25 protein-coding genes and 1 tRNA gene are annotated in these 23121 nt (G+C 65.9%); 7 read left to right on the forward strand and 19 right to left on the reverse strand.

The features are described from left to right. The first annotated feature begins 21 nt into the window (after window positions 1-21). On the forward strand, window positions 22-1488 hold the full coding sequence (locus MHX64_RS03430) for a vWA domain-containing protein (protein WP_239355739.1): 1467 nt from the start codon (window positions 22-24) through the stop codon (window positions 1486-1488). Window positions 1489-1654: 166 nt separating this feature from the next. Here the strand turns inward: MHX64_RS03430 and MHX64_RS03435 are convergent, their stop codons facing one another. From MHX64_RS03435 to secA2, 5 genes are all read right to left on the reverse strand, one after another. Next, window positions 1655-2212, reverse strand: coding sequence for a MerR family transcriptional regulator (locus MHX64_RS03435; RefSeq protein WP_181889576.1), 558 nt, complete (start codon window positions 2210-2212; stop codon window positions 1655-1657). 127 nt (window positions 2213-2339) lie between these two features. Further along, complete coding sequence (locus tag MHX64_RS03440; RefSeq protein ID WP_239306582.1) at window positions 2340-2900, reverse strand: bifunctional nuclease domain-containing protein; 561 nt, start codon at window positions 2898-2900, stop codon at window positions 2340-2342. Continuing rightward, window positions 2900-3661, reverse strand: a complete 762-nt coding sequence (locus MHX64_RS03445) for a MerR family transcriptional regulator (RefSeq protein ID WP_370642054.1) — start codon at window positions 3659-3661, stop codon at window positions 2900-2902. Before MHX64_RS03445 ends, MHX64_RS03440 begins: the two co-directional genes overlap by 1 nt. A gap of 20 nt (window positions 3662-3681) precedes the next feature. Next, the gene (odhI, locus tag MHX64_RS03450) at window positions 3682-4107 is read right to left on the reverse strand and encodes an oxoglutarate dehydrogenase inhibitor Odhl (RefSeq protein ID WP_070473817.1); all 426 of its coding nucleotides are present in this window, start codon (window positions 4105-4107) and stop codon (window positions 3682-3684) included. 87 nt (window positions 4108-4194) lie between these two features. Next, complete coding sequence (secA2, locus tag MHX64_RS03455; RefSeq protein ID WP_239355738.1) at window positions 4195-6486, reverse strand: accessory Sec system translocase SecA2; 2292 nt, start codon at window positions 6484-6486, stop codon at window positions 4195-4197. A 109-nt stretch (window positions 6487-6595) separates the two neighbouring features. Between secA2 and MHX64_RS03460 the strand changes: the two genes are divergently transcribed. The 3 genes from MHX64_RS03460 (at window position 6596) to MHX64_RS03470 (ending at window position 8394) form a co-directional block, all read left to right on the forward strand. After that, complete coding sequence (locus MHX64_RS03460) at window positions 6596-7822, forward strand: alpha/beta fold hydrolase (protein WP_239355737.1); 1227 nt, start codon at window positions 6596-6598, stop codon at window positions 7820-7822. Continuing rightward, window positions 7822-8223, forward strand: a complete 402-nt coding sequence (locus MHX64_RS03465) for a YchJ family protein (RefSeq protein ID WP_239355736.1) — start codon at window positions 7822-7824, stop codon at window positions 8221-8223. The genes MHX64_RS03460 and MHX64_RS03465 overlap by 1 nt, the downstream gene beginning before the upstream one ends. 97 nt (window positions 8224-8320) lie before the next feature. Further along, a tRNA-Pro gene (locus MHX64_RS03470) sits at window positions 8321-8394 on the forward strand. Window positions 8395-8439: 45 nt separating this feature from the next. Here MHX64_RS03470 and MHX64_RS03475 read toward each other — a convergent pair. After that, on the reverse strand, window positions 8440-8823 hold the full coding sequence (locus MHX64_RS03475; protein ID WP_239355735.1) for a VOC family protein: 384 nt from the start codon (window positions 8821-8823) through the stop codon (window positions 8440-8442). A 44-nt stretch (window positions 8824-8867) separates the two neighbouring features. Between MHX64_RS03475 and MHX64_RS03480 the strand changes: the two genes are divergently transcribed. After that, on the forward strand, window positions 8868-9164 hold the full coding sequence (locus tag MHX64_RS03480) for a helix-turn-helix domain-containing protein (RefSeq protein WP_168160601.1): 297 nt from the start codon (window positions 8868-8870) through the stop codon (window positions 9162-9164). Window positions 9165-9166: 2 nt separating this feature from the next. Then, window positions 9167-10396: a type II toxin-antitoxin system HipA family toxin gene (locus MHX64_RS03485; protein WP_239306578.1), complete on the forward strand. Its 1230-nt coding sequence runs from the start codon at window positions 9167-9169 to the stop codon at window positions 10394-10396. On the opposite strand, the gene MHX64_RS03490 is transcribed toward MHX64_RS03485, so the two are convergent. Genes MHX64_RS03490 through MHX64_RS03505 form a run of 4 tightly spaced genes read right to left on the reverse strand, consistent with a single transcriptional unit; the run spans window position 10393 to window position 13865 of the window. Next, window positions 10393-11274, reverse strand: coding sequence for a 3-hydroxyacyl-CoA dehydrogenase (locus tag MHX64_RS03490; RefSeq protein ID WP_239355734.1), 882 nt, complete (start codon window positions 11272-11274; stop codon window positions 10393-10395). The two genes, MHX64_RS03485 and MHX64_RS03490, sit on opposite strands and share 4 nt — an antisense overlap. Before the next feature lie 55 nt (window positions 11275-11329). Beyond that, the gene (locus tag MHX64_RS03495; protein WP_070474044.1) at window positions 11330-11866 is read right to left on the reverse strand and encodes a gamma carbonic anhydrase family protein; all 537 of its coding nucleotides are present in this window, start codon (window positions 11864-11866) and stop codon (window positions 11330-11332) included. Between the two features lie 43 nt (window positions 11867-11909). Further along, entirely contained in the window at window positions 11910-12875 is a 966-nt protein-coding gene (locus MHX64_RS12045) for a diacylglycerol kinase family protein (RefSeq protein ID WP_239355733.1), read from the reverse strand. Window positions 12876-12923: 48 nt separating this feature from the next. Next, window positions 12924-13865 carry a PHB depolymerase family esterase gene (locus MHX64_RS03505; protein WP_181888388.1) on the reverse strand — a complete coding sequence of 314 codons (942 nt, stop codon included), beginning with the start codon at window positions 13863-13865 and terminating at the stop codon, window positions 12924-12926. A gap of 20 nt (window positions 13866-13885) precedes the next feature. Here MHX64_RS03505 and MHX64_RS03510 point away from each other — a divergent pair, with 20 nt between their 5' ends. Next, window positions 13886-14668, forward strand: coding sequence for a class I SAM-dependent methyltransferase (locus MHX64_RS03510; protein ID WP_181888387.1), 783 nt, complete (start codon window positions 13886-13888; stop codon window positions 14666-14668). Here the strand turns inward: MHX64_RS03510 and MHX64_RS03515 are convergent. The 9 genes from MHX64_RS03515 to xerD form a co-directional block, all read right to left on the reverse strand. Then, a complete protein-coding gene (locus MHX64_RS03515; RefSeq protein WP_239355732.1) occupies window positions 14665-15375 on the reverse strand; it encodes a PHB depolymerase family esterase in 711 nt (236 codons plus the stop codon). The genes MHX64_RS03510 and MHX64_RS03515 overlap by 4 nt on opposite strands. Before the next feature lie 4 nt (window positions 15376-15379). After that, window positions 15380-16924: a ribosome biogenesis GTPase Der gene (der, locus tag MHX64_RS03520; protein WP_239355849.1), complete on the reverse strand. Its 1545-nt coding sequence runs from the start codon at window positions 16922-16924 to the stop codon at window positions 15380-15382. A gap of 89 nt (window positions 16925-17013) precedes the next feature. Next, entirely contained in the window at window positions 17014-17715 is a 702-nt protein-coding gene (gene cmk, locus MHX64_RS03525; RefSeq protein WP_181888385.1) for a (d)CMP kinase, read from the reverse strand. Continuing rightward, window positions 17716-18645 (reverse strand): pseudouridine synthase, encoded by a 930-nt coding sequence (locus MHX64_RS03530; protein WP_239355731.1) that lies wholly within the window; start codon window positions 18643-18645, stop codon window positions 17716-17718. Between the two features lie 11 nt (window positions 18646-18656). Continuing rightward, window positions 18657-19229 carry an SMC-Scp complex subunit ScpB gene (gene scpB / locus MHX64_RS03535; protein ID WP_239355730.1) on the reverse strand — a complete coding sequence of 191 codons (573 nt, stop codon included), beginning with the start codon at window positions 19227-19229 and terminating at the stop codon, window positions 18657-18659. Window positions 19230-19269: 40 nt separating this feature from the next. Next, window positions 19270-20091 carry a segregation/condensation protein A gene (locus MHX64_RS03540; RefSeq protein ID WP_239355729.1) on the reverse strand — a complete coding sequence of 274 codons (822 nt, stop codon included), beginning with the start codon at window positions 20089-20091 and terminating at the stop codon, window positions 19270-19272. Further along, entirely contained in the window at window positions 20091-20960 is an 870-nt protein-coding gene (locus tag MHX64_RS03545; protein WP_181888381.1) for a ParA family protein, read from the reverse strand. Before MHX64_RS03545 ends, MHX64_RS03540 begins: the two co-directional genes overlap by 1 nt. A gap of 61 nt (window positions 20961-21021) precedes the next feature. After that, the gene (locus MHX64_RS03550) at window positions 21022-22155 is read right to left on the reverse strand and encodes a hypothetical protein (RefSeq protein WP_239355728.1); all 1134 of its coding nucleotides are present in this window, start codon (window positions 22153-22155) and stop codon (window positions 21022-21024) included. 45 nt (window positions 22156-22200) lie between these two features. Next, entirely contained in the window at window positions 22201-23121 is a 921-nt protein-coding gene (gene xerD, locus MHX64_RS03555) for a site-specific tyrosine recombinase XerD (RefSeq protein ID WP_239355727.1), read from the reverse strand.

Here is a 23121-nt window from a genome sequence, read left to right on the forward strand (position 1 = left end):
TCGAAAAAGGCGGCGATTCCGGTGGCGAAGCACGCAAGCGGCAAAAACAACTACAGGCTGTCCGGAGAGCTCATCGCCTTACTGGTGGTGCTGGCCCTGATCGCGGCGGCCGTGATCTGGTGGTTGACCAGCCGCGGCGACGATGCTGGCAGCACTGAGGCGCAGACGAAGGACTGCGTCGCGGGCGAGCTCGTGCTTCCTGTTACGGCCTCCGACAAGGGCGCGGGCCAAGCGCTTGTGGACGCCTACGGTGCGTCCTCCCCCGTCGTCCGCGACTACTGCGTCAAGCCCCAGCTGGTCGACTCTGTTGCCGACGCCGCGGTGTTTATCGCCCCGAACACGGCGGTGACCCACCAGTCGCTGGAGAGCGCCGGTCGCACCCCCGCCGTATCTGACCCGAAGGCTGCGTACAGCGAAGCCGTCGGCGTGGCCGGCAAGGACGAGGTCAAGCTCGAGGACCTGACCGTGGACAAGGTCCGCTTCCCCGTATCCGAAGAGTCTGCAGCCTCCGCCCTGGTGGCATCAAAGGTGGCCGGCAACGACAACGACGCCGTGCAGGCGCTGACCGATCAGCGCATCGGCGGCGCAGACGAGCTCAACGCGGATGCCGGCGAGTACCTCGCCACCGCCGAGGACGCCGTGCCGGAAGGCCTGAAGTTCACCCCGGTCGGTGCCGACGCCGTCTACACCGCGTTTCCGCTGAACCAGAACGACAAGGTCGATGAGAACCAGGCCCGCGCGGGCCAGGACTTCGCCCGCTTCGCCTCCGAGCGTTTCGACGGCACCGCCAACGACCAGCCAGCCGTCTCCGACCTGGTGTGGGCCGCTGCCCTGCCCGCCGGCGGCGAGGCCATCACATCGGACGCGAAGAAGGACGGCGACGCGCAGGACGGCGCCGACGCCGACAAGGCGGCTGGCGGCGACGGCGCTGACGCCGCCAGTGCCAATGCCGGCGCCCTGCAGCCCGAGAACACCCTGTTCCTCCTAGACACCTCCGACGCGATGAGCCCGTACCTCCAGCCGGCGAAGGACGCCATCGCAAACGCCGCGCTCGAGCTCGGGGGCAAGGGCAAGCAGGTCGGCCTGTGGAACTACTCCTCCCCGCTGAACCCGGGCGTTGTAGTGGGCTATCGCCAGAACATCAGCGTCTCCCCCGACGCCGACTCCGTCGCCGTGGCGGTGCGACGCTTCCTCACCGGCGGCGTGCCCCAGACCCGCCAGGCCGTCGAGGCAGCCGCAGGCGCCTACGGCGCTGGTGAGGCAAAGACCCGCGTCGTCCTGGTCACCACTGGCACAGCCGATGCCGGCGACGACAAGGCCTTCGAAGACGCAGTGCGAGGCGCGGCCGGCGACAAGGTGGAGATCACCGTCGTGCGCGTCGGCGAGGGCGTGGCTGACAAGGCGGTCGAGGCCCTGTCCGCGAAGACCGTGGATGCGAAGCAAGCCGACGGCATCGACGGCGCCGTGAAGCAGGCATCCGGCCTGTAGGCATCCGGTCAGCCACCCCCCCTGCGACAGACCCTGGGATCCTAAGCCTGGGATCGGGCGAAAATCGAGCGATCGCAGGCTCTGCCTCCCAGGGTCTGTGCGGCGAGGACATAGAAAAAGGCCCGGGCTGGTGGGAGTGATCCCAGCCCGGGCCTAAACGCTTCGCTTAGGAGGTCTTGCGACGGCGGCGGTCCGCCAGCTCGTCGAAGCCAATGACGTTGTCGGCGTCGTCCTCGGTGACGCGCTCCGACGGGAACGCGGAGATGGTGCCGGTCAGTTCCTTCATGATCTGCGGCACGGCGATGCCGAACACGCCCTGGCCGCCGCCGAGGAGGTCGATAATCTCCTCGTTGGAGCGGCACTCGTAGACGGTCACGCCGTCGGAGACGAGAGTGATCTCGGCGATGTCGGACACACCGCGGTCACGCAGCTTGTCCACTGCGAGGCGGATGTTCTGCAGCGAGATACCGGTGTCGAGCAGACCCTTGACGATCTTCAGGACCAGGATGTCCTTGAAGGAGTACAGGCGCTGAGAGCCGGAGCCCTTAGCGCCGCGGATGGACGGGCGCACCAGGCCGGTGCGTGCCCAGTAGTCGAGCTGACGGTAGGTGATGCCGGCGACCTGGCAGGCGATCGGCACGCGGTAGCCGACTTCGTCGGACGGGCCGACGTCGAAAAGCGACTCCTGCACAGCGTCGAACAGGCCGTCCTGATTTTCCTCGATGATGCTCACGTAATTACTCCCATGAAAGTTAGCTCGAAGCCTAATGACTATTAAAGGGTAAGCATACGGAGCTGGTCAATAGTCACATGCGTAACACGCCGAAACTCTCAAGGAATACTTGAGGGTTTTACCCCTCCTTGGGGTTATCCTCCCCCAAATCCGAGTCCTCCACCCCGAGGCTGCGCATCAGCGCCTCGAAGTCCGCGTCAGCCTGGGCGTCGCCGCTGGCGGAGACGGACTCGTCTGCGAAGTCTTCGATCTCGATCTCCGCCTGCAGGTAACGCTCCGCGTCCTCTTGCGACAGGTATACCGAGGCTTGGGCGGCGACCGTGTCGTCGACAGTCAGCTCCATGTCCAGCTCGCTGGCTAGAAGCAGCGCATCCGAAGCACGCAGGTCAATCTCAGCGCCACCGTAGATTGTCAGGGTGGCCATAAAGGTGCCGTTGACGTAGCTGGAAAGTTCGAGGCTGTCCGCGCCGTTGGTGGAGGTGCGGATGAGCTCGGCGATCGCGTCGACGGGCCGCGGACGGTTCGGCGCCCAGCCGTCCAGGCGCGCGGCGAGCTCGGCGCCTTCCATCGGCGGCAGCCACACCGGAATGCAACGCCCGTTCGTGGGCCGCTGCAGCAGCGCGCACAGGAAATCTTCCGGTCCGACCGGAAAAACGCCGATGAGGTTGACGGCCTCCATTAGCTCCCCAGCTGCTTGCGCAGCTCGTTCTTCACCAGCGACGCGTGCAGGGAGACAACCAACGCGGACATTTGCTGGCCGATCTCTTCGGCCTTCTGCTTCGCGGTGACCTTGCCGGACTTCGACACCGGCTCCGCAACCTGGTTGATCATGTCGGCCTGGCGGGCCGCGGCGGTGCGCAGCGTCTTCAGGTGGCGGGCGTCGAAGCCGAATTCGGACAGCGACAGCGCGGTGGTGACGGTACGAACGTCGTCGGCATTGAACAACCCGGCAGCATCCGGGGTGATCAGCCCGACCTTGATGTACTCCTCCACCGTCGACGGATCCGCCTGGGCCTGCTCCGCCACGTCCGCGTCGGTCAGCTGGGTCGCCGCCGGTGCGCGGAAGTTCTCCGGGGAGATCATCGGCTCGGACTCGCCGGCGGTAAGGATCGCGGTGACGTGGCCGGAATCCATCGCCTCGAGCTGCTCGCGGATGACCTTCAGCGGCAGGTAGTTGTCGCGCTGGGTGACCAGGATGTAGCGCAGACGCTCCACATCTTCCTCGGTGAAGCGGCGGTAGCCCGAGGCGGTGCGTTGCGGAGTGATCAGCCCCTCGGACTCGAGGAAGCGGATCTTGGAGACGGTCACGTCCGGGAACTCGGTGCGCAGACGCTCAAGCACCACGCCGATGGACATCGTTTTCGCGGTCTTGGTTGCCTTGGCGGCCTTCGCCGGCTTCGCGGGGGTAGCGGCTGGTGCCGTTTGACGGATTGCGCTCACGTGATCGAACTCTTCTCTAACTAGTTGCCGGCGGTGATGAAGACCAGACGGAATTTACCAATCTGGATTTCGTCGCCGTTGGTCAGCTCCTGGGAGTTGCGCGGCTCGCGGTTGACGTAGGTGCCGTTGAGCGAGCCCACGTCCACGACTTCGTAACCGCCGTCGTTGCGACGGAACTCTGCGTGGCGACGAGACACGGTCACGTCGTCGAGGAAGATGTCGGCCTCCGGGTGGCGGCCCGCAGTGGTGGAATCCTGGTCCAGCAGGAAACGCGCACCCGCGTTCGGGCCACGCTTGACTACGAGGAGTGCCTCCCCATCCGACAGCTGGTCCGCACCGGCGGCGGAGTCCGCAGACGTCGCAGCTCCGGACTCCATCTCCTTGAGCAGGTCTGCGCGGAATACCGAGGTGGTTTCGACCTGGTTCTGCGGCGTGTTGTCGCTCATGGGTAACTCCTGACTTTCGAGTCGTGGTTGAGATCTCTCGCCATAATAGCGTCCGGCCCGCCGCGAGGGGCGGCTACCGGATAATCCCTAGCGGAAAATGTTGCCGATACCGGAAATGACCGAGTTGCCGGAACCCGCCAACGGGTTGTCGGACACCATGTACGTCCACGTCGCGCTCGGGCGCTTCCACCCAGCGTCCGCCAGGTGCGCGCCGTCGGCGTCAATGTCCACGGTATTGAATGTTTCTACCGCCGCGGCGACCGCCCGGTTGGCCAAGTCCTTGAACTCGCGCACGGCGATGCGGTGGTACTCGTCGATCGGCGTTTCGCGCGCGATGGCGCGCAAGTGGATGGACTCGCGGACGTCGTCCATGAGCGCCAGGTGCTCGGACCACTCGGCGTCCAGGTGGAACAGCATGATCTCCCGGGCCGCCTGCTCGAGCACGTCCTGCGGCAGGTGCGAAAGCTCGGCGGCGCGCTGCGGGGAGCGCTCCGACAGTTCGCGCCACGCGGTGTCCGTGTCCAGCAACGCGGCGCGCCTCTCGTCCAGGATGTCTCGGTGGTCCGCCAGCAGCTTGTTGTACTTCCAGGTCTGGGAGTGGATCTCCAAAAGCTGGCCTTCGGTGACGCGCTGGCAGTGCTCGATGAAACTCTGGGCGCGGTTGCCGGTGATACGCCCGTCCGCCTCCGGCTGGGCGGAGAACTGCTCCCCGTCGCCGCCGGAGGTGACAATGTCGTCGTCCAGGGAGACGAAGAACACGCTCAGCCCCGGGTCGCCCTGACGGCCGGCGCGGCCGCGCAGCTGGTTGTCTAGGCGCGCGGTGCGGTGGCGGGCTGTGCCGATCACGGCCAGGCCGCCGAGCGAGGCCACCTTGTCGTGGTCGCGTTCATCCGCGCCGCCGAGGCGGATATCCGTGCCGCGGCCCGCCATCTGCGTGGAGACGGTCACGCGTCCCACGTCGCCAGCTTCGGCGACGATACGGGCTTCCTCCGCGTCGTTTTTCGCGTTGAGCACGTTGGCCGCGATACCGCGGGCCTGAAGCGCTTCCGCCAGCGCCTCGGACTCCGCCACGTCGTGTGTGCCCACGAGCACCGGCTGGCCGGTGGAGTTGAGGTGGGCGATCTCCTCGACAATCGCCGAGTTCTTCTCCTCCATCGTGGCGTAGATCCGGTCCGCCTCGTCGAAACGCTGCAGCTCCTTGGCGCGGTCGATCACAGACACGTGCAGGCCGTAGAAGCTGCGCAACTGGTCGGTCGCCTCCACCGCGGTGCCGGTCATGCCGCACACCAGCGGGTAGCGGCGCATGAGCGCCTGCAAAGTGATGGAATCCAGGATGCGCCCGCCCTCGGACACGTCCAGCCCCTCCTTGGACTCCACCGCGGCCTGCAGGCCGTCGGGCCAGCGCTGCAGCTCCGCCACGCGCCCGCGGGAGGCGTCCACAAGCGCGACTTTGCCGTCGTCGACGATGTAGTGCACGTCGCGGATCAGCAAGGCCTTCGCGTGCAGCGCCAGGTTCACACGCACAAGAGTCGTGCCGATGTGCTCGTCCGAGTAGAGCGAGTCGATGCCCAAAAGCCGTTCGATCGTCGCCGCGCCGTCCTCGGTGAGGAAGGCGTTTCGCCCATCGGCGTCGATGGTGTAGTCGGTCTCTTCGTCCAGTTTCGACACGGCTTCGGTGATCTGGCCGGTGGCCTGCTTGGAGCCTTCGGAGCCGGCGAGCACGAGCGGCACGAGGGCCTCGTCGACGAGCACGCTGTCCGCCTCGTCCACCAGCGCGACGTCGGCAGGCGGCTGCACGGTCAGCTCGCGGGAGGTGATCTGGTTGTCGCGCAGGTGGTCGAAGCCGATCTCGGTCACCGGCGCGTAGATGACGTCGCTGCGGTAGGCGCTCACGCGCTCTTCGCGTGTCGACGACTCCGTGACCGCCGCCACCGTCAACCCGAAAAACTCCACGAGCGGGCGCATCCACTCCGCGTCGCGCGCGGCCAGGTAGTTGTTCACCGTGATCAGGTGGACGCGCTTGCCCTGCAGCGCGAACCCGGTGGCGGCCATCGCGCCGACGAGCGTTTTGCCCTCGCCGGTGGCCATCTGGATCACGTCGCCCTCCAGCAGGCGCAGCACAGCCTGGTTCTGCACCTCAAACGGCGTCATGCCCAGGGTGCGCTGGGAGGCGACGGACAACCCGGCCAAAAAACGCGGTTTGTCGGCGATGGCCCCGTCGCGCACGGTGGAGGCGACTGCGGAGGCGAGCGAAGCATCGTCGAGAAGCGAAAGCTCCTCGATTAACCCGTGCGCGTTGGCGACAACGGCTTTCGACTTCTTGTTGTTGCGCTCCGTGGTGGAGCCCATGGCCTTCCAGAACCAGTCAAACTTGCCCATAAGGGCTAAGAATAACGCCAACGTGCCAAACAGTTGGTGCGACGATTAGTCTTGCAGCGAAAGTAACCGTTGCGTTGAACCGCCGAGCCGCAGGAGGAAACGGCTACCCATGCTGTCTATGAATGTGAAAGTCCCGTCGTCGAAGGGCCACATGATGGCTGCGACCATCGACCGCCCCGACGGACCCGCGCAGGCCTACGCCATTTTCGCTCACTGCTTCGCCGGCTCCCGCCACACGCCCGGCGCATCCCGCATTGCCAAGCGCCTGACGGAGCACGGCATTGCCACCCTGCGCTTCGACTTCCCCGGCCTGGGCCAGTCCGAGGGCGAGTTCAAGGACACCTCGTTTTCCGAGAACGTGGACGACATCGTCGCCGCTGCCCTGTGGCTGGAAGAGAACTACAAGGCCCCGCAGCTGCTCATGGGCCACTCCCTCGGCGGTGCCGCCACCCTAAAGGCCGCCACCCGCCCCGAGCTGAAGAAGATGATCAAAGCGGTGGCCACCGTCGGCGCGCCGTTCGACCCGGCGCACTCGGTGCTGCACTACGCCCACGCCATCGGTGAGGCCGATGCGAACGGCTCCGTCGGCGTGGTGCTCGGCGGGCGCGAGCTGACCATTTCGCGCGAGTTCCTCGAGGATCTGGCTGAGACCAACCCGGAGGAGTACCTGCCCAAGCTGCGCAAGCCGCTGCTTGTCGTGCACTCGCCTATCGACGTCACCGTCGGCATCGACAACGCCCAGAACATCTTCTCCCTGGCGCGCTACCCCAAGTCCCTGATGGCGCTGGACAAGGCGGACCACCTGCTCACCCGCCAGGGCACCGCGCAGCGCGCCGCCGACATCATCGGCTCCTGGGCGCAGCAGTACATCCAGCCGCTGTTCGTCCCTGCGAAGACCACGGACACCAACGCCGTGTCCTACTCCGCGCGTGGCACGAAGTACGGCGACGTGGTGCGCACCTCCGACCGCGCGATCACCACCGACCGCTCCAAGAACACCGGCGGCAAGGGCCAGGGTGTCACCTCCACCGGCCTGTACATGTCCGCGCTCGCCGTCAGCTGCTCCCAGGCAGTGCGTGAGGCGGCCAAGGGCATGCAGCTTGACGACGTCCGCGTGGAAGTCAACCACAACGGCGACGGCACCTTCACCCGCCTGATCACCCTCTACGGCGACCTGACCGACGATGAGGTGGAGACCCTGCGCGCCGCCGGCGCCTCCTCCACCGTGGATGGGTACGTGGAAAAGGGCGAGATCGAAACAACTGCGGAGACCGCCTCGCTTGAGCGCCGCCGCCGTCAGAACAAGCTCCACCGCGCGGAGCGCCTGGGTAAGTGATGGCTGGCGCAACCGGTCTGTGGGCCGACGTGCGGGGCTTGTGCCCCTGCGGGCAGGGCCTGCCCTATGAGGCGTGCTGCGGGCGCTACATCGACGGTTCCTCTGCGGCACCGACCGCTGAGGCGCTCATGCGCTCGCGCTACACCGCCTACGTGCGCGGCGCGGGCTCCTATGTGGCATCGACTTGGGCGGATGAGACCCGGCCGGCGGATCTGTCCGTGGACCCGTCCGGCGAACCGTTTACCCGCCTGGAAGTGCTGGACACCACCGGCGGCGGGCCTTTCGACGCCGAGGGCGTCGTCGAATTCGCCGCCCACCACCCCGGCGGCGTCATGCGGGAGCGCTCCCGCTTCGAGCGCCGCGCCGGGCGGTGGGTCTACGTCGACGGCGTAGTCCGCTAACCCTGGGGTGTCACCGGTGACTGTCTGGTGACCTGCCGGTTTTGGGTCCGTATGACAGTGCTGTAATATTTGCGCAGTTACCGTTTCGGTAGCGGATCGGGCTGTGGCGCAGTTTGGTAGCGCACCACACTGGGGGTGTGGGGGTCGCAGGTTCAAATCCTGTCAGTCCGACAAAGTTTTTTCTGGGGGTTCGGGGGTTCTCTTTCGGCGACGTTGCTAGTCGACAGGTGCCACGCGGATCTGGTTCCCGTCTGGATCGGCAACCACGAACGTCGTTCCGAACACGTCCTGGTGGGGTTCTTTGATGACGTCGACCCCCTTGCCAGTCCAGGCCTGGAACACGTCCATGACTTCTTCCCCGTTGACGTTGAGGCACACTTCGGTGGTGCGTGCGGGAGCGTCTGCAAGCACTTCGGAGTTCCCAGTCCACAGTGCGAGAGCCACACCGTCCGCCAAAGCGAACGTCACATAGCGGGGTGAAACAAAGTCGGTTTCCAGCTCCAGGAGGTCTGAGTAGAACTCGACCGATCTATCAATGTCGGTCACGTAAACGATGAAGACGATTTCGCGGTTCATTTGGGCACCCTTCTCCTTCTGCATGAACTCTAATCCCACAGACTACTCAAATATGAAAGAATATGGGCATGAGTACGTCACAAATGGGTAGCCGTCGAACCCCCCGCGCGGTCGAAGGTGGGCTCATAGAGATCGGCGAAGATCTACAGCGCTGGCGTCGCCTCAACCGTCTCACGATCGAGCAGGCTGCGTACCGCGCCGACGTGAGTGTGTCCACGTTGCGTCGCCTAGAGCAAGGCCACGGCGCGACGCTGGAAAACTTCCTCCGGGTATGCCGTGCGTTTCAACTGCTTGACCGGGTGAGAGACGCGGTTGATCCGATGGAACATGATCGCGGTCGGGCTTTGATTGAGCAGATGATTTAGCCATGGCACCCACGTCTATAGGCATCTGGACGGAGATCGAGGACCGCAAGATCTCCGTCGCAACCTATTTTCCGCATCAGCACGGTGGGACGCTCGAGTACGAAAAGGAGTGGATACAACATCCAGGCGCGTACGCGATCAGCCCCGCGCTTCCCCTTCACAGCGGAAAGCAACCTCTTCTCTCTGATCGCGGGCACCTGCCCACCGCGCTTTCCGATTCTGCTCCGGATCGCTGGGGGCGGATGCTCATTCAAAAACAGTTTGCGCGGCGGGGTGAACAGCCGACCGAGGTCGACTACCTTCTCGGTGTCGATGATCGCCTTCGCCTAGGAGCGTTGCGCTTCGAAGTGAACGGGGTGACCCAATCGCCGAGCAGCCGGGTGCCCAAACTTGTGAACCTCGCTGACATTGAGCGTGCCTCGCGCGCCGTTGAGGAAGGCGATGATGCAGTGGATGCCTTGAGACGCATCGCCGTTGCCGGATCCTCTCTGGGCGGAGCCCGCCCGAAAGCGACAGTCATTGATGACGAAGGCAAGCTGATGATGGCGAAATTCTCGTCATCCGCGGACACTATCGACGCGGTTGCCTGGGAAAAGGTTTGTTTGGATATCGCAGAACTTGCGGGCATCAACACACCGAGTTCGAGACTCTTGGAGATTAATGGGCGGTCCGTATTGCTACTGGAAAGGTTCGACCGGGCCTACGGCGAGGATGGAAGCGAAGCCCGTATCCCCTACATGTCCGCAATGACGCTGCTCAATCGCACGGACGGCGACCGTGCATCCATGGTCGAGATCGCTGAGGAGCTTCGGCTGCTGAGCATCAATGGCGATTCCGCGGCCGAGCTTTTCAGCAGGGCAGCGATCAACCTGCTGGTGGGCAATACCGATAACCATCTGCGAAACCACGGATTCATTCGCGTAGGTGGTGCGTGGCAGCTCTCACCTGTTTTCGATATCACGCCCGCCACCACCAAAACCAATTTTGCCACCTCAGTGGACGTTGTCGGCGACGATTCGGTAGACACGCTCATTGGCGCCGCGGGCTGGTTTGGTCTCAATGACGCTCAAGCCATCGAGCGACTCAGCCGCGCAGTCGACGCAGTGAAGCAATGGAAAGAGCTCGCACGCAGAAACCAAATCGCCGTCGCCGAGGACAAACAGGTTGCGCCTGGTTTTGACGGAGAGCATCTGCAGCGAGCTCAACAGCTTATCCGCGAGCGCCGCGCTTAGGACACGATCTTGCCGTTCGCGTCGTAGGTGTAGAAGCCCTGCCCAGCTTCCAGGCCGGTCCTACCTTCTGCGACCATCGGCTTCAGCGTCGTCTCAACGAAGTCCTTCTGCCACTGCGGGGCGTTGTCGTTGGACTCGATCACGGCGACCAAGGTGCGCACGCCGACGAGGTCCATGATCTCAATCGGCCCGCGCGGGGACCCGGTGGAGTTGCACCAGTCGCGGTCGATGTCGACGGGGTCAGCGATGTCGTGGTGCAGCAGGTACATGCCGGCACTGAGCAGCGGCACCAGCAGGGTGTTCAGCACGTAGCCGGGCTGCTCGCGCTTGAGCGGGACCGGCACCATGTTGATCTGCTCCGCAAACTCCACAAGCTGGTCCACATACTTCGGGTCAGTGCCCTCGTGCGGCATGATCTCGGCGGTGTTCTGGATCCAGATGTGGTTGGCAAAGTGCAACGCCAAGAAACGCTCCGGCGCGCCCGTCGCGTCTGCGAACTTGCTCGACATCAGCGTGGAGGTGTTGGTGGCAAACACCGCGGTATCCGGGGCGTACTCCCCCACCTCAGCCCAGACCTTGCGCTTCAGCTCGAGGTTCTCCGGGATCGCCTCGATAACTAGGTCCGCGTTCGCTACCGCTTCCTTCAGATCTGAGGTCTGCGTCACGTTCGCGTGCGCTGCCGCGATGGTTTCGTCGTTAGCGGACTCGAGCTCCGCCTTCATCTGTTCGCCGATAGCGTCGAAACGCTTCTTGCCGGCCGCGAGGGCCTCCTCGTTGATGTCGTAGGACACAACCTTCTTACCCGCGAACGCGGAGCAAAAAGCGATCTGCGCGCCCAGGACACCTGCACCAAGTACTGTTACGTTATTGAATGTCATACTCGTCACATTACGCCTCATTGCGTGACTTTGACGACGATTTCACTGTGAACTTTTACGTGAGCGAGTCTCGCTCCACCGGCACCAAACCGGTCGCCGCCCGCCGGCCCAGCTCCACGTAGTACGCCGCGTGGCGCAACCTGGCCTCGAAGGTGTCCGGCTCGAGCGTGCGCTTCACTTTGGCGGGCACGCCGGCCGCCAGAGAGAACTCCGGCAGCTCTTGGCCTTCGAGCACCACTGCCCCGCCGCCGACGATGCTGCCTTTGCCCACGCGCGAGCGCGACAGCACGGTCGCGCTCATGCCGATCAGGCAGCCGGGCTCGATGTGGCAGCCGTGCACCATGGCCAGGTGGCCGATGGTGACGTCGTCTTCCAGCACGGTCTCCCCGTCCGTGTCCACGTGCAGCACGGAGCCGTCCTGGACGTTGACGCGGTTGCCGATTCGGATCGCGCCCACGTCGCCGCGGATGACCACGCCGGGCCAGATGTTCGCGTCTTCGCCGATGGTCACGTTGCCGATAATGGTGGCCTCGTCGGAGATAAACGCCGAGGGGTGGATCTGCGGGGTTGCGCCTTCAAAGCTGTAGATCATGGCCACCATTGTGCCTTCGCTGCTACTCGACGGCACGCGGCGCTCAGCACACCATCCGCAGGGTGCCCGGCATCACGTCGAAGGTCACGGCACTGACCGCGCCGGCGGCGTCGCCGTCGAGCTCAAGCTGCTCGGGCTCGGCGAACTCCAGGGTGATACGGCGTCCCTCGAGGTACTCCATGCTCGGCGGCAGGGACGCCGGCGGGCGCGGCTGCACCTCGCTCGGCAGCAGCGCGTTAATGCCGCCGCGCACGGTGTCCAGCGCGAGTTTGCCGCCGATGCCCGCCCAGTCGGTGACGTCCTCGGCGCGCAGCACCACGGCGTCGAGTACCCCGTCGTCAGGCTGCGCGTCCGGCAACAGCGGGATCCCGCCCACCAGGTCGCTGCAGTTGCCGACGATGCAGGTGTGCAACGAGGTGGCTACCGATGGGTCGCTATCGAGCGTGATGTCCACGTCCACGCTGTTGCCGCCGCCGAGCGATTGGAACACGGCCGGCACGTACGCGAGCGGCCCGACGGCGGCCTTGAGGCTCTCGCGGGTGCGGTGGATCATGCCCGCATCCACGCCGACGCCGGCCATGACCGCGAAGCCGGAGTGCTCGGTGCGGCCATCCGGGTAGACCATTTCGGCGCGGCAGAGGTCGATGAGCCGGTCAGTGCCGGAAAACGCCCGGTGCACCGCCGCCTCTAGCAGAAGCGGCACGCCGAGGTTGCGCGCGAGCATGTTGCCGGTGCCCGCCGGCACGATCGCCATGGGTGTTGTCGAACCTGACACAGCTAGCGCGACCATGCGCACCGTGCCGTCGCCGCCGGCAGCGATGATCAAGTCCGCACCCTGCTCGAGCGCGCGGACAGCCTGGGAAAACCCGGGTCCCTCGGTGGTCGTTGCCGCCCACTCGATGTCCGCGCCCTCCCAGGCGTAGCGTTCTACCGCCCGGCGCAGCCGTTCGAGGTGGACTTTCACGGGGTTGTACACCACCGTCACCCGGGGCTTAGACGCGTCACTCACGCGCCTTATGGTAGCGGTGACGGCGCTCGACCGCGGCGCACCGCGCGGCTAGGACATGCCGACGCCGAAGAATTCCAGCAGCGTGCGGGTGGCAAACCCCTTGGACACCAGGCCTGTGTTGTCGGAGGTGCCGCCGGGCCATACGTGCGGCCCACCCTCGATGCGGTAGTGCGACAGCGCGGCGTCGCAGTCGTCCCAGCTCAGCATTGTCACCGTGTGCGACATCTCGACGTCTTCCCTGCGCACCGCGCAGTGGTTGCGCACCGCGGCCTCCTCGAGCATCTCCGGTGTGGAGTTGTACACCGTCTCGTGGCGTTCGCCGCCGTCGTAGGAGATGACCGGGTCGGCCGTGCCGTGAAAGTCGACGTGCTTCATCGGGATGCTCGAGCACCCTTCTGCGACGCGCTGGTAAAACGCGCCCGCCACCGTGGCGATGCCGCTGAACGCCTGCGGGCGTTGGCAACCCACAAAGGCCGCAAACCCGCCGCCGTTGGAGAACCCGGCGGCGAAAATCCGGGTGCGGTCGATGGAGTACTCGCCCTCGAGCTGTGAGAGCACGTCGTCCACGAACGCGAGGTCCTGCTCCCCGGTTGTCTCCGCGTACGGGGCGGGCGCCCACGCTTCGCCGACGCCGTCCATGAACGCCACTACGGCGTCCGCTTTGTCCAGCTGGGAGTGCTGCATGATCCGGTCCGCGTCCTCCTTATAGCCGTGGAACACTAGGATCAGCGGCAGCCGTTCGCGCTGCTTCGCGCCCCGCGGCACCGAAAGGATGTAGTCGCGCTTCAGCCCGGCCGAGGTCGTCTGCCTGCGTTCAATTGCTGGATCCGTCCACGGCTCCACCTCCCGGACAATGTCCTCGGGCGCATCCGGCTGCGTGGTGATCGCAGTGCGCAGCCGCGCCGCGTCACCCGCGCATCCTGCGACGGTGAAGCAGGTTACGGCTAAGCCAATGGCGGCCGCGGCGCGGATCACTGGGCGGTAAAACACGCAAGGTAGATTAGACCATCGTGCACGCGAGCGGAACACAGCCAGGACCCAGCAGGAAAGCGGGACCGAGGTTCAGAAACTCCGCGCACCGCAGCGGCGCGGCCGAGGCGTTCACCCGCGACGCAACCCGCTACGACGCCGCACGCCCCACCTACCCAGCCGCACTCGGAGAGCTCGTCGGCCCCGGCACCGTCTGCGACGTCGGTGCAGGCACCGGCAAGTTCACACAATTGCTTTGCGACGATTCACGATCCGTGTTCGCCTGCGACCCCAGCGACGACATGACCCGGGTCTTCCACACGGTGCTGCCCGCGGTACCCGTGTGGCGCGCCACCGCCGAAGCGACCGGACTCGCAGACGACTCCGTCGACGCGCTGACGTGCGCGCAAACCTGGCACTGGGTGGATGTGCACGCCGCAAGCCGAGAGGCGGACCGCGTGATCCGTCCCGGCGGCCGCCTCGTACTGTGCTGGAACACGCTAGCCGTGCGCCACCCCTGGGTATTGCGGCTCAGCCGCATCATGCACTCCGGCGACGTGCAGCGCGAGGGCTTCTACCCGGAGGTCGCCTCCCCCTGGCAGCTGGAAAACGAGCTGCGCCAGGAATGGTTGCACCCCATCGCCGTGGAAGACTGCTTCGAGCTCATGGCCACCCGCTCCTACTGGTTGAAAGCGAACCAGCGCACCCGCGCAAAGATGGAGGCTAACCTGACCTGGTACCTCTACGAGCGCCTCGGCTTCGACCGCGGCGACACCATCCCGCTGCCGTATCGCACCGACGCGTTCGTCTACCAGCGCGCCTAGCCGGCGCGGCTGTACTCGACCCCGAAGAATTCCAGGATCGCTTCAGTGGCGTCCACGCCGCGCCGGGCAGCCCACGGCCCAGTGGGCCACTCGTGGCCCATGCCCTCCACCGCAATCAGCTCGGCGCGGGCGCGGTCGCTGTTGCGGCGTTCAAACGCGGCCACCACGTCGGGCGCGCCATAAGTGGTGTCGTCTTGCGCCCCGCTGTACGGAGAGCGCTGTTCTCCGGCAAACGGCACCACGTCGTCGAAGGTGCCGTGGATGTTCAGATAATCCAGGGGCTGCGCTGCGGCGAGTTCGTCCGGTGTGGCACGCACGGCTGCCGCAACGGTGGCCACGCCTGCGAGTTCGAGGTCTGCCAGGCTCAGGTGCACTGCCAGTCCCCCGCCGTTGGAAAAGCCAACCAGGTAGGTTTTGGTGGTGGCGAAGGTGGACCGGAGGTCGTCGATAAGCGCACGCACAAACGCCGCATCTTCATCGAAGGTGGTGCGCGCGTACGGCGCAGGCGACCACGCAAGGCCCGCACCCGTGGGCGCGGCGACGATAGCGCGCGCCCTGTGCAAGCCGGTTCCGGCGAGGAAATCGCGGCCGTTGTCGCCCTTGCCGTGCAGCGCGACGATCACCGGCAGCGCGCCAGTGTGACCTGCGGGAACGCAGACGTGGTAGCTGCGCTTAACGCCGCCAACTTCCAGCGTGCGCTGCCGCATCGGCCTAGCCCTTCTTACCGCGCCGCTCGCGCACGCGCACCGCGATGCGCACCGGGGTGCCGTGGTAGCCGAACTGCTCGCGGAACTTGCGCTCCAGGTAGCGGCGGTACCCGCCGTCCAGGAAACCGGTGGTGAACAGCACGATTGTCGGCGGGCGGGTGCTGGCCATGGTGGCGAACAGTAGCTTGGGCAGGCGGTTGTTCTTCATCGGCGGCGGGTTCGCCGCGATCGCGTCGCGCAGCCAGTTGTTCAGCTGGCCGGTGGAGATGCGCTTGTCCCAGTTTTCCAGCGCCTCCTTCATCGCCGGCTCCAGGCGGTGCAGGCCGCGGCCGGTGTCGGCGGAGATGTTCAGCTTGGTCACCCACTTGAGCTGGCCCATCGTCTCGTCGAACTCGCGGTCGAAGTCGTAACGGCGGTCCTCGTCCATGAGGTCCCACTTGTTAAAGCAGATGACCATCGCCTTGCCGGCCTCCAGCACCATGGAGATCACGCGCTGGTCCTGCTCGGAGATTTCTTCCGAGGCGTCGATAAGCACGACGCACACCTCAGCGGCCTCGATGGTGCCGCGGGTGCGAAGCGACGCGTAATACTCGTGGCCCTGGGCGTTCTTCACCTTCTTGCGCAGGCCAGCGGTATCGATGAAGGTCCACAGGTCCTCGTCCAGCTGCACGAGCTCATCCACCGGATCCACGGTGGTGCCGGCGACGTTATCCACCACTGAGCGGTTGGACTTAGTCAGCTTGTTCAGCAGGCTGGATTTGCCCACGTTAGGACGGCCCACCAGCGCCACGCGGCGCGGGCCGCCGGTAATGGATTCCTTCACGCGCGGCTCGTCCGGGAACAGGCGCATGATCTCGTCGAGCACATCTGCGCCGCCGCGGCCGTGCAGGGCAGACACCGGCCACGGGTCGCCCAAGCCGAGCGAGTAAAACTCGGCCACGTCGCCCCACTGGCTGTCGGACTCGAACTTGTTTGCCACCAGGATCACCGGCACTTCGGAGCGCTGCAGGTTGCGGGCCATCACCGCGTCCGTTTCAGTGATGGCGGTCTTGGCGTCCACAACCATGACGATGACGTCGGAGGTGGCCATCGCGGCCTCCGCCTGGCGGGCAATCGCGGCGTGGATGCCCTTCGCGTCCGGGTCCCAGCCGCCGGTGTCCTGCACCCAGAAGCGGCGCCCGCCCCAGTCGGTGATGTAGCTGACGCGGTCGCGTGTGACACCCGGGTGGTCCTCCACCACAGCCTCGCGGCGGCCGATGAAGCGGTTCACCAGCGAGGACTTGCCCACGTTCGGGCGGCCCACGATGGACACCGTCGGCAGCGCTTCGGTGACCACGTCGGGCTGGGCGATGCCGTACTCGGCCTCGAGCTCTGCCCACTCATCCTCGGTCAGCTCGTCGTCGGAGTCGTAGCCCTCGCCAAAGTCCGCTTCGCCGAACTCGGACTCGTCAATGCCGGCGTCCTCGAAGCCCTGCAGGTCCTCTTCAGCGTTGAAGTCCTTGTTCTCGTAGTACTCGGCGCTGTCGGCGCCAACCACGTACGCATCCATGTCCGTGTAGCCGGAACGGTCGATGCCGGGCTGGATGAACTGGGTTTCCGGCTCGAGGTGCTCGCCGTTGGAGTTGCTGTTGCGCTCGCTCATCGTGCGCTCCTCTCCACGACCTCAGTCAGTGCCGCCAGAACCTCGTCCGGCGTCATCTCGGAGGTGTCCACCAGCACCGCGTCATCGGCGGGCTTGAGCGGGCTGGTCGCGCGGGAGGAATCAGCCTGGTCGCGGCGCTGCACGTCCGCAAGCACCGCGTCATAGTCCGCCTCGCGCCCCGCCGCGATGTCCTGGTCGTAACGGCGCTTCGCGCGCACCTCGGCGCTCGCGGTCATGAACACCTTCGCGGGAGCGTCCGGCAGCACGACCGTGCCGATGTCGCGGCCTTCCACGATCGCGCGGCCAGCCTCGCGGGCCAGTTTGCGCTGCAGCTCCACCAGGTTCACGCGCACCTCGGGGATGGCGGAGACGGCTGAGACGTGCTTGGTCACCTCGGCGCCGCGGATTTCTCCCTTGACGTCCTCGCCGGCAAACAGCACCTCGGTGGAATCCGGGTCGTCGGAGACCTGCAGCGGCAGGTCCGCGGTCGCCTCAATCACCTTCGCCGTGTCCGCCGGGTCCACGCCCGCGCGCAGCACAGCCAGGGTGGCCACGCGGTACATCGCGCCGGTGTCCACGTATTTCGCGTCCAGGCGCTTCGCCAGCGCGCGGCACATGGTGGATTTGCCGGTGCCCGAAGGCCCGTCCACAGCCACGATGAGCCCGCCGTTTGCCGTGTTGGACAGTGTGTCAGCCATTTACATCCCCACCGCCTTGTACAGCGACGCCAGCTCGGAGGAGTTCAGCGCGCGCATGGAGCCCGGCTTCATGTCGCCGAGCTGCACCGTGTGGAACTTCGTGCGCACCAGGCGCTGCACCGGGTATCCGGCCTGCTTCAGCATGCGGCGGACGATGTGTTTGCGTCCCTCGTGCAGCTCCACGCGGATGATGGACTGGCCGTTATGCACGTCCACCACCTGCGCGTAATCCACCTTCGCGGGGCCGTCGTCAAGCTCGATGCCCTCTTTGAGCTGCTTGACCACCGCGTTGTTCGCCTCGCCGAGCACCGTGGCCAAGTAGGTCTTGGCCACCTCGTACTTCGGGTGGGTCAGGCGGTTGGCCATTTCGCCGTCGTTGGTGAGCAGCAGCAAGCCTTCTGTGTCCGCATCCAGGCGGCCGACGTGGAACAGGCGCTGGCCAGACGCGGTGCGCTCGGCCAGGTAAGAGCCCACGGAGACGCGGTCCATTTCGTCTTTCATGGTCGAGTGCACGCCGCGCGGTTTGTTGAACACGAAGTACTCGTGATCTTCATTGACGTTGATGCGGGCGCCGTCGACGCGGATGATGTCCACGTTCGGGTTCACGCGCATCCCCTGGCGCGTCACGATTTCACCGTTGACCTCGACGCGGCCCTGCTCGATCATCGCCTCCGCGTGACGACGGGAAGCGACACCCGCCTGCGCGAGCACCTTTTGCAAGCGGACACCCTCGGCCGCCGCTTTCGCTGCGGCCGGGTCTTCGTCCCACCAGTTATCATCCAGAGGGTTCGGTTGGTTCTTCGCGGCGTTCTGGCGCCTCTTATCTAGGCGGACATGCTGTTTCTTAGCCGGCTTGGCGTAGGAGATGTAGAACGTATCGTCCTTCCCACGCTTTTCCGGTGTGCCATCTCGGCGAGCGGGTGGTGTCATGCCCCGGGAGTTTACCAGGCATCCTCGATGGAATCGATGTCCGGAAGCAGCGGCGCAAGCTCCGGTAGCCGCTCGAGAGAATCGATGCCGAGTAGCTCCAAGAACAACTCGGTGGTGACGTAGCGGTGCGCGCCGTGATCCGGGACTTCTTCCCCGGCCTCCCCCGGGTCCACCTCCGCGATGAGACCGCGAAGCGCGAGCGTGCGCATCACGCCGTCCACGTTGACCCCGCGCACGCCGGCGACCTGCGCGCGGGTGACCGGCTGCCGGTAGGCCACCACCGCGAGGGTTTCCATCGCCGCACGCGACAACTTCTTTTGCGTGCCGTCCAACAGGAAAGCCTCCACCGCGTCGGCGTTGTCGGTGCGGGTGTAGAAACGCCAGCCCTCCGCCGTCTCACGCAGGTCGATGCCGGAGCCGCGCTCATCCAGCTCGCGGGCAAACTCGCGCAGCTGGTCGGACACCTCCTCGTCGGTGGCGCCGAGCGCACTTGCCAGCTCCTCCACCGCGACGGGTGCGTCGACGACCAGCAGCACCGACTCGATGCGCGAACGCAGCTGGGAAACCATGGGCAAGCTATCCATGCTTCGGCAGTGTATCGGTCGCCGTCTCCCCGCCTTGTGCCTACGTCCAGTTCGAGGCCGCGACCACGGCCGGGTCCACGTCAAGCCCGGTCCAGGACACGTCCAAGCGCCCGAGCGCTTCCGGTTGCTCCGCTTCCACGGCTTTGGCTTTGTACAGCTCCAGCAGGGCCAGGAAGCGACCCACCACCTCCATGGAGCGGGTGCAGTCTCGCGTAAGCGCCGCGAATGTGAGCCACGAGCCGCTGCCGGCCAGCTTCAGCGTGTCCAGAATTTTGCCGGCCTGCTCCGGCACGGACACCGCCTGCGCGTGCAGGTGGTCGGTGCGCACCTCCTCCGGAGGGCGGGGGCGAAACACGCTGGCCGCCAGCTCGGCAAAACTTGCCGGGGTGTGCCCCAGATCCACCGGGGGCAACAGGTCCACAAACCGCGGCTCCATGGACACCGCCCGCGGGTAGCGCCGCAGCGCGTGTTTCTGCCACTCCGCGAACTGGTCGGCCACGCGCTGGTAGGCGCGGTACTGCAGCAGGCGGGCGAACAGCAGATCGCGGGCTTCCAGCAGCTCCAGGTCCTCGATGTTCTCGCCGTCGCTACCCGGCAGCAGCCGCGCGGTTTTCAGGTCCAGCAGCGTCGCCGCCACCACGAGGAACTCGGTGACCTCGTCGAGCGCCTCGGTCTCCCCGAGCGCACGGGTGTAGGCGATGAACTCGTCGGTCACCTCGGCCAGCGCCACCTCTGTCACGTCCAGTTTCTTCGACTGGATCAGGGTGAGCAGCAGGTCGAACGGCCCCTCGAAGTTTTGCAGAGCCAGGGTGAACCCGGTGATCTCCGGCTGGGGGTACTGCTCGGGCGCGGCCGCTGCCACTAGCTGGTGCGCTCCAGTACTTCGAGCGCCAGGTTGCGGTACTGGTCCGCGCCTTGAGAGTTCGGCGCCCAAGTGATGATTGGCTCACCGGCCACAGATGTCTCCGGGAAGCGGACCGTGCGGGTGATCACGGTGTCGAAGACACGCTCGCCGAAGACCTCCACCACCCTGTCCATCACTTCGCGGGCGTGGGTGGTGCGGCGGTCGAACATGGTCACCAGGATGCCCACGATGTCCAGGTCGAAGTTGATGCGGTCGCGCACCTTCTCCACCGTGTCCGTCAGCAGCGCCAGGCCGCGCAGGGAGAAGTACTCGCACTCCATCGGGATGATCACGCCGTGCGAGCACGCCAGCGCGTTGACGGTGAGCAGGCCGAGGGAGGGCCCGCAGTCGAGGATGATGAAGTCGTACTCGTTGCGCACCGGGCGCAGCGCGCGCGCCAGGGTGTGCTCGCGGCCGACCTCATTGACCAGCTGGATCTCCGCCGCCGACAGGTCGATGTTTGCGGGGACCACGTCCAAGCCGGAGACATTGGTCGTGTTGATCGCGGCGTGGATGCTGGCGGTGTTGTCGAACAGCAGGTCGTAAACCGTGACCTGGTCCTCCTCGTAGGACACGCCCAGGCCAGCGGAAAGCGCGCCCTGCGGGTCCAGGTCCACCAGCAGGACCTTGCGGCCCTGCTCGGCCAGGCACGCGCCGAGGTTGATCGTGGAGGTAGTTTTGCCCACCCCGCCCTTCTGGTTGACCATGGAGATCACCGTTGCGGGACCGTGCTTGTCCAGCTCCTTCGGTTTGGCGAACTCGCGCCACGGCCGCCCGGTCAGAAACGTCTTCTGGTCCGCAGCGTCAAACAGCGCCTCGTCCGCCATGGCCGGTCCTTCCCTCAATCACGTCCAAACCCTTGACTTCCGTCATCTTACAACGTTGTCATTACGCCCGCCCGCGCCTCCGGCGCAGGAACACAATCAACAGCGCGATCGCGGCCAGCAATGCAGCTCCAGCGATTGCGAGGGGCACTACATCGCTTATCGACGACCCTTCGTCAACGCCTCGTCCTTGACCATCCTGGTTCGCGTAGTTGCCGTACTGGTTGTCCTCGTTGCTGTCGCCGGCTTTTTCGACCGGCACGTTGGTGGAGGTGATCACCGCGACGAAATCCGCCTTGCCGTCGCGCACGACTTCCATGATGAACGGGTTGTCCGGTGTTTCGCCTTCCGGGTAGGTCAGGGTGATCGTGCGGCTGGTTTTGTCCACCTTGCGCTCGACGCCTTCAATCACCTGTCCGTTGACGTCCAAGTAGCGCAGGGTCGCGCCCTCGGTGTCGTAGCTGGCGTACTTCATCAGGTCCTTGACGCGGCTCAGCGGCACCTTCACCACGATTTTGTTGTCCTGGATCTCACCGTCGAAGTACAGCTTCGTCGCGGCGACATCGTCGGCGGGCTCCGCCTTCGAACGCGACGGGTGCGCCGCTGCCGGGGCGCTGCCACCGGCGTTGCCCGCGCTGTCTGCACCGCCTGCACTGCCAGCCTTGCTCGCCGGGGCATCATGACTGTCTTTGGACCCGCTTCCGCTGCCTGATGCCTCCGAGCCGCCGTCAGTTTCACTATCCGCGGTCCCACCGCCGGCAGCCGCGCCGCCTGCTCCCCCTTCAGCGCCACCGGGCTGACCGGACTCGCCTGCGTTTCCGCCGACGTCCGCGGAGCCGTCGCCGACGGCGACCAGGTTCACCGTCGCCGAGTAGCCGCCAGCGCTTGCCGGCACGGCGGCGGTCGCACCGGGCTGGTTCGGCGCGCTCACGGTCACGGACGTGCCGGACGACGTCACCGTCCACCCGCCCGAGGAATAGTTCACGTCCACTGGAACGCCCACGTCCACGGTCGTGCTTTCACCGGCTGGCACGGAGATTTCGCCGGGGATCATGGACTGTATCTCCTCCGGGCTCATGCCGCCCGGAAGCTGCGCATTCGCCACCGGAGCGAGCGGAGCCGCGAGAAGCAGCGCGGCGGGCACGGCGAGCAGCGCAGCGCGGCGCGTGCTGTGCGTTTTCGAGGATGCGGGTCGCATGGTTAGTTCTCCCGTTAATTGCGTACGTCAATCAAGCAGCCGAGTCTACGCACGCGGGTGCGTGCTGCGCCAAACTTCACGCAGGTTATCGGCTGTGATGTGGGTGTAAATCTGCGTGGTGGTCACTGAGGCGTGCCCGAGGAGTTCCTGGACGCTTCGCACGTCCGCCCCGCCTTCCAGCAGGTGCGTGGCAAACGAGTGCCGCAGGGTGTGCGGCGAGATGTCCTTGTCAATCCCCGCCCGGGCGGCCGCGGCCTTGATCGCGTTCCAGGCGCTTTGGCGGGACAACGCCCCGCCGCGCTTGTTCAGCAGCAGCGCGTGCGACGTGCCGTTCGCAAACGCCGGGCGGCCGCGCACCAAGTACGCCTCCAGCGCCTCCTGCGCCTTGGACCCCAGCGGCACCAGGCGCTGCTTGTTGCCTTTGCCGGTCACCGCCAGCACGCCGCCGTACTCGCTGTCTAAAGCAGCGTTTGCATCGTCGACGCTCAAACCCAGCACCTCGGAGACGCGGGCGCCGGTGGCGTAGAGCGTCTCCAGCAGTGCTTTGTCGCGCAGGCCGGAGGGGGTCTCGGTCGGGCACGCGTCGAGAAGCTTTGCCACCTCATCGATGCTCAAGGTGTCCGGGAGCCGCTCGCCGGTCTGCGGCGGGGAGACCTCTGCCGCCGCATCCGCCGGCAGCTCGCCCTCTTCCACCCCGAACTTGTGCAGGCCGCGCGCAACGGTCAGCGCCCGCCCTGCCGATGACGCGGCCAGAGGCTTCGCCCCGTCCACCCCGCGGCGCAGATCCGCCACGTAGGCCTCGATGTCGGTGGAGGTGACCTTGCGCAAATCCGTCTTGCCCGCAGCCGCCAACCACGTGGTGTAGCGGTTCACGTCGCGGGTGTAGTTGCTCAACGTGTGGGGTGAGACTCCCCTCTCAACGGCAAGATGGGTCAGCCAACGCTGCGCCAGCGCCTCCGCATCCAC

This window comes from Corynebacterium sp. ACRPZ, from assembly GCF_022346205.1.
Classification (GTDB): domain Bacteria; phylum Actinomycetota; class Actinomycetes; order Mycobacteriales; family Mycobacteriaceae; genus Corynebacterium; species Corynebacterium lehmanniae.